The 5,898-nt window shown below is 39.1% G+C and carries 8 protein-coding genes; all 8 read right to left on the reverse strand.

The features are described from left to right. The coding region (locus ACRCJ0_RS08740) for a peptidoglycan D,D-transpeptidase FtsI family protein (RefSeq protein ID WP_431390204.1) at positions 1-1,191 on the reverse strand (1,191 nt) is incomplete at its 3' end. Next, complete coding sequence (ftsL, locus tag ACRCJ0_RS08745; protein ID WP_419970763.1) at positions 1,191-1,631, reverse strand: cell division protein FtsL; 441 nt, start codon at positions 1,629-1,631, stop codon at positions 1,191-1,193. The genes ftsL and ACRCJ0_RS08740, both read right to left, overlap by 1 nt. Before the next feature lie 63 nt (positions 1,632-1,694). After that, entirely contained in the window at positions 1,695-2,645 is a 951-nt protein-coding gene (gene rsmH / locus ACRCJ0_RS08750; RefSeq protein ID WP_431387239.1) for a 16S rRNA (cytosine(1402)-N(4))-methyltransferase RsmH, read from the reverse strand. Positions 2,646-2,724: 79 nt separating this feature from the next. Continuing rightward, positions 2,725-3,156 (reverse strand): division/cell wall cluster transcriptional repressor MraZ, encoded by a 432-nt coding sequence (mraZ, locus tag ACRCJ0_RS08755; RefSeq protein WP_016897668.1) that lies wholly within the window; start codon positions 3,154-3,156, stop codon positions 2,725-2,727. A 238-nt stretch (positions 3,157-3,394) separates the two neighbouring features. Further along, positions 3,395-3,769: a DUF3397 family protein gene (locus ACRCJ0_RS08760; RefSeq protein WP_417892943.1), complete on the reverse strand. Its 375-nt coding sequence runs from the start codon at positions 3,767-3,769 to the stop codon at positions 3,395-3,397. Positions 3,770-4,002: 233 nt separating this feature from the next. Continuing rightward, entirely contained in the window at positions 4,003-4,188 is a 186-nt protein-coding gene (gene rpmF, locus ACRCJ0_RS08765; RefSeq protein ID WP_016897670.1) for a 50S ribosomal protein L32, read from the reverse strand. A gap of 26 nt (positions 4,189-4,214) precedes the next feature. Beyond that, positions 4,215-4,772: a YceD family protein gene (locus ACRCJ0_RS08770; protein ID WP_016897671.1), complete on the reverse strand. Its 558-nt coding sequence runs from the start codon at positions 4,770-4,772 to the stop codon at positions 4,215-4,217. Between the two features lie 199 nt (positions 4,773-4,971). After that, a partial coding sequence (locus ACRCJ0_RS08775) for a nucleotidyltransferase family protein (protein WP_431390205.1) occupies positions 4,972-5,898 on the reverse strand: 927 nt, incomplete at its 5' end.

The following is a 5,898-nucleotide window of genomic DNA, read 5'->3' on the forward strand; positions in this document are numbered from 1 at the left end:
ACCGAACTCACGGATATAAGATTCCCAAACGTCATAACCCATCTCTTTTACTAAATGGATCATCAGGGTATTTGATGATTGTGATAACCCCTCTAGTTCGGTAATCACACCCCAACCAATTCCGTTATAATCGGCAATCGTTGAATCGCCCATAGTTACGGGACTTGAATCGTAGAATGAATCTGGGTCAAATACTCCTTCTTCAATGGCTGCTGCTACCGTCAATACTTTAATCGTAGATCCTGGTTCATAAGCTTTTTCAACTAGTAAGTTTTGCCACATATCGTCGATACCTTCTTTTGTTTCTAGGTTGAAGGTTGGTCTTTGTGATGCTGCAACAATTTCTCCAGTTTCTGGTTCAACTAGCATAACTGTCATTGACGTTGGTTCATATTTTTCGTAAACCTCTGTCATCAAGGTTTCTAAATAAGTTTGTAGTCGTGAATCTAAGGTTAAATATACGTCAGACCCATCGGTAGTTTCTTCCTCCACTTGACCTGTTCCACTTAACTCAACATTGGTCGAACTTGATTGGTAAGATTTACGACCATTGGTACCTTTTAGGATGCCATCCATAGACAGTTCCAAGCCCATTTGGCCGGTTAAACGACTATCGATAGCAGTGCCAGCTTCCATATACTCAGCATACCCAATTAAATGAGAGGCAAAGACGCCGTTTGGATACATTCTAGTTGGCGTTTCATTAAACATAATACCTGGTAGATTTTGATCGTCAATAGCCTTCATCTCAGCGTATGTCAGGTCTTGCCCTGCCGTACCAAACTCTACTTGAGAAGCATCTTGAGTGTTTAGTCGTTCTAAGATTTCATCAGCCGTCAGGTCGATATATTGCGACAAGACTTGAGCAGTATTTTTCTTATCCACTACATATTGCGGGTCCTCTGGTTCAGACCATTCATCCGTTAAAACAGCGTACAATGAATAAGAAGTAGCATCCATTGCCAATGGATTTCCACCTACATCATAGATGGTTCCACGTTGTGCTGACAATATGCTACTTCTATCATAGAGGTTTTGGGCCTGCTCCGATAAATCTTGACCGTTCACAGTTCCAAAAACCATTATTTGTGTTAAACGAATGCCAAATATGAGTAGTAAAAAACCTGCCAAGCCCATCATCGCTCTAATTGTTTTTTTGCGATTCTTTTTGAGTTTTTTACTGTCTTTCATTATTCCACATTCCTTATATTTTCTTCATTCATATTCAACCCTTGTTCTTCAGCGATTTCTACCACTCGTGAATAGTTAGATAATTCGTGGACTTCTTGGGTTAAGTTCTCTTTTTGAACACCTAAATTTTCTGCATTTTGTTGTACTTCTTGTAACTGCTGTGATGCTGCATTCACGTTAGCACGCATAATGGTAACCCCTAATAGTCCTGAAATCATAAATAGAAAGGCTACTGTCATCAACATTTTTTGCATCAGTGAGAATTTTACTTTTGGTCTACTTTTACTGGCCGGTATACTCGCCGGAAGAGTAGTCATATTCCGCTTTGGTTGTGCATGTTGACTTTCTTCTGGGTAAGCCGGAATATTTGGAATGGCTCTTTCGGCCGGCATAGCATTCATTTTAATATTTACTTGGTCTTGTAGTAGAAATATTGCCATAAATACTGCTCCCTTCTATTGGTTGGCTTCCTTTTGCTTGTTGGTCTAAAGTTGTTTAAATGTCTATTTAATGCGTTCGATTATGCGCAACTTGGCACTTTGTGCGCGTGAGTTATGCGCCAATTCTTCTTCACTGGCGTAAATTGGTTTTCTATTAACCAATTTAAATGGGGCTTCAATATCCGCATTAATCACCGGTAAATTCGCCGGTAATTCCTCGCCTGTTGATGCGTCCTTGAACATTTGTTTCACAATGCGGTCTTCTAATGATTGGAAGGAAATTGTAGATACTCGCCCACCAATATTTAATAGATCCAAGGCTTGTTCTAATGAATCTTCAATCGCACCTAACTCATCATTGACTGCAATACGCACTGCTTGGAAAATCCGTTTAGCCGGATGTCCACCCTTACGACGTGCTGGTGCCGGAATCGCTTCCTTAATAATTTCCACTAATTCCTCTGTACGCGTAATACGATGATCCGCTCTTCTTTGCTCAATTTTACGGGCAATTTGTTTAGAGAATTTTTCTTCTCCGTAGCGGTAAAAAATACGTACAAGATCATTGAAATCCCACTCATTAATGATGGTTTCTGCTGTTAATGCTTGGGTTTGGTCCATACGCATGTCTAATGGTGCATCTTGGTGGTATGAAAATCCGCGTTCAATCTCATCTAATTGCGGTGAGCTCACGCCAAGGTCATACAAGATACCATCAACACCACTAATACCCATTTTTTCAAGTTCTGACTGGATATGTCTGAAATTATTGTGGACAAGGGTTACTTTGCCACTTTCAATTTCCGCTGCCAATACTTTCTCGGCATTGCCAATGGCCACTAAATCCTGATCAAAGGCGATTAAACGACCTTCGTCAGATAGGGCTGCTGCGATTTTAGAACTATGTCCAGCACCACCCAAAGTACAATCAACATAAATACCGTTGGGTTTGATTGCCAATCCGTCTACTGATTCGTTTAACAACACTGAGATATGATGGAATTCATCTGCCATTCTTCTGCCATCCTCTTCTTCTATAATTCTTTATCTCTTCAAAATTTGTTACATTTAATTTTCTAATTTAATTTTCTAATTAAAGGCCAAAATCTAACATGTCTTCCGCAATTTCTTCAAAGCTTTCTTCAATTTCAGAAGAAACACTTTCCCATTTTGTTTTCGACCAAATTTCAATACGGTCAGAAACACCTAAGACCAAACATTCTTTTTCAAGATTGGCATAGTCTACTAGGGTTGATGGGATATTAATACGACCCTGTTTATCAATTTCAGCTTCAGCCGCTGCAGAATAGAAAAATCGTGTAAAAGCACGTGCTTCTTTCTTAGCTAGCGGTAATTGTTTCAATTTCTCTTGAATTTTCTCCCAATTTTCTAAAGGATAGCCAAAAACACACCCATCCAAACCACGCGTAATCACAAACTTAGCGCCTAAGTCCTCACGTAATTTAGCTGGAATGATGATTCGCCCTTTGGCGTCAATATTATGTTGGAATTCTCCCATCAACATCATTTATCACCCTATGTGCCTAACCTTAGCCTTTATTGGTTTAAGTCTACCATATCTCCCCACTTTTCACCACATTTCCCCAAAATTTTGTAATTTTTGTGAAAAAGGCGTAGTTACGGGTTTTTTTTAAAAAAAAAAGAAGCTTCGAACCTGTTTTTAACAAGTTCAAAACTTCTTTTTTGTATATTTTTAAGAATTTTAAGTTTCTACATAATAGAGATTGATGACTAGCTAATGTTTACATTGTCACTACTTGAATAATTCGGCAGACGGTTACCAGCACATAAAGAATGAAAGTAATGGAGAAAGCAATATTTACAAGCATTCGGTAGAATTTTTTAACAATAACTTCTTCGTTTTTCACAAATCGCCAAACCAGAATACCAATCGCCAACAAGGAAATCACAACCACTAAGTGGGGAATAATTGAAAAGAACAATAAATCCTTGGAGATAAAGTGGAGGCAAACCAAAAGAATAGGAAAAACAACATCAATCGGTGCAAATTTAATCCGCTTGTTAAAGTAGAGGTAAGGTTTTCCTACTGTGCCTACAAGTAATAAGCTCACGATGGGTAGTAGATAAAACAGTATTTCGCTCCATTTGAAAGCCATAATCGTCAACCTTTCCTTTATTTTCTATATCAGCCATAAGTATGTCATCCATTAATACTAGCTAAGATAGCTAAAAATGTCTAGATTGATTTTCCCTTTAAAAAAGGAAAACAAAAAAGGCACTAACCAAAAGCGGTTAATGCCCTTTTAATTATATATAATCAAAGTAAACATTTTAGTTTCCCACATATCAACTATGCAGTAATCCTCAATGAATCTTGCGCTAAATAAAATTATTCAGCTGCTGCGTCAGTCATTACATCTTTACCATCGTAGAAACCGCAGTTTGCACATACATGGTGAGATTTACGTAATTCACCACAGTTAGGGCATGCGTTCATTCCAGGTACTTCTAACTTGTAATGTGTACGGCGTTTGTTTTTTCTTTGTTTAGACGTTTTACGTTTTGGTACTGCCATCATTACACCTCCTAATTAAATATCAATTATGCTTCATCCGACGATTCTGAATCTTTAAACAAATCTTGAAGTTTAGCGAATTCAGGATTAATAACTTCCTCTTCATCACGTTCAGCTTCAAACTCTGTTTGGCTTACAACTCGCCAGTCATTCCCTTCAGGAAACGCATCGTCAGCCTCTTCCTCTTCAGTCAAAATCTGAATTGGTAGATTTAGAAGAATGTTGTCACGAATAGATTCTCGCAAATCTAACGTGTAGCTATCCATAGATAACTGAACAACGTGTTCTTCATCAACAATATCTGTCTCCCAACCGTCTTCAAGAAAACGTTCGGAAACTGGTAATTGTAGATCCAGCACTACCGGCTCTAAAGACCGTGTAGATGGCATCGTCATTTTTAGTGCTAATCGTAATTGTGTCAATACTGTATGTTCTTCATAGAGAACCATACCATCAACTGAAACAGGTGACATGTCGATCAACTCAGGTATTACTGCCTTCATTTGCTCTTTCATATCGACTGATTCTTGAATCATCATTGGTTGGGATGCGATTTGACGCAACTCTTGAATAGACCATTTCATTATTGACCACCTAATAAGCAACAAGAAAAATTATACTAAGTTTAAACTTATTTGTCAATGTTTTTTCCTTGACAAGGTCATTAAATTAAACTCATTATCACTTTTTGACTGCCATATTTACAGGATGAAACGTACTTTCCCATACTACTAGGTCTCCATCAAAAAGTAAACTATTTTTCCTCTGCTCCCTTTCCTTTTTTTATTTCATAAATATTGGCGGATGATTGAAATTTTGTGTATCAATTTGTGGTTTTAGTATTTCATACATCCGGTCAACCTTCAACCACATTGGCCATTTTTCTTCACTCGTCTGGTCCACACGACTCACCAATTGCCACAGACTATCCGCCCCACTCAAATCCGCCTTAACCGTCTTTAAATAAGCCCGTCCCTTCTCAGTCGCCCCAAGCAACATCAAAGGCTGCCGATGACTAGGTGAAAGCACTGCCTGCATCTCATCTTTTTGAATATTCAAAGCCACCATCAAAGCCGTCCTTTGCACCCGATTTGCCGACCAATTCCGATTCTTCACCCGGTCCACAAAATCATAGAAATTATCCACCTGCTTGATCGCCTCAATCATCCGATTTTCCATACCACCCACCATCTGATAGATACCCCCTAACTCCCCGTTAGAAGCCGTCAACAAACGATAGCGCAGATAGGGAAATAAATCCGTCCACGACACCAGAAGGTCCGCCTCAACTGCCTTACATAAAGCCTCAGCCATATCACTAGGCACCATCTTCTCCAATTCATTTGACTCTTTAAGACCTTTTAAATCTTTGGAAAAGAGGTAGTGACGTATGGCTGACCCAGACGTATAAAGGCTAGTGTCTTGGTCTAATTGGCCTTCATTTAAGGCATTTAAACGATGGTTGTCCCCAATCCGTTTGACCGGCACCATCTTTAAAGGCGTCTGTAGCTGGGCATTGACCTTAGCATAAGCAAAAGCCAGTAAGGTATTGGCGTTTTCTTTAAAGTTGACCTTTAAATCCGTAATTTCTAGATGGGTCGCCTGCAAATATTGAATAGCTGCAATCCGTTTTTCAGCGAAAGAACGGTTGTCTAAATTCTCTACATATTGGTCAGCGGCCGCTACTTGATCAGGGTGGGCGATCATCCA

This window comes from Aerococcus sp. L_32, from assembly GCF_050689315.1.

What these genes read in the sequence shown, in the direction of transcription:
- ACRCJ0_RS08760 (WP_417892943.1), bottom strand. Translation starts at nt 3,769, where the DNA reads ATGGCTTTCAAATGGAGCGAAATACTGTTTTATCTACTACCCATCGTG.
- rpmF (WP_016897670.1), bottom strand. Translation starts at nt 4,188, where the DNA reads ATGGCAGTACCAAAACGTAAAACGTCTAAACAAAGAAAAAACAAACGC.
- rsmH (WP_431387239.1), bottom strand. Translation starts at nt 2,645, where the DNA reads ATGGCAGATGAATTCCATCATATCTCAGTGTTGTTAAACGAATCAGTA.
- ftsL (WP_419970763.1), bottom strand. Translation starts at nt 1,631, where the DNA reads ATGGCAATATTTCTACTACAAGACCAAGTAAATATTAAAATGAATGCT.
- ACRCJ0_RS08770 (WP_016897671.1), bottom strand. Translation starts at nt 4,772, where the DNA reads ATGAAATGGTCTATTCAAGAGTTGCGTCAAATCGCATCCCAACCAATG.
- mraZ (WP_016897668.1), bottom strand. Translation starts at nt 3,156, where the DNA reads ATGTTGATGGGAGAATTCCAACATAATATTGACGCCAAAGGGCGAATC.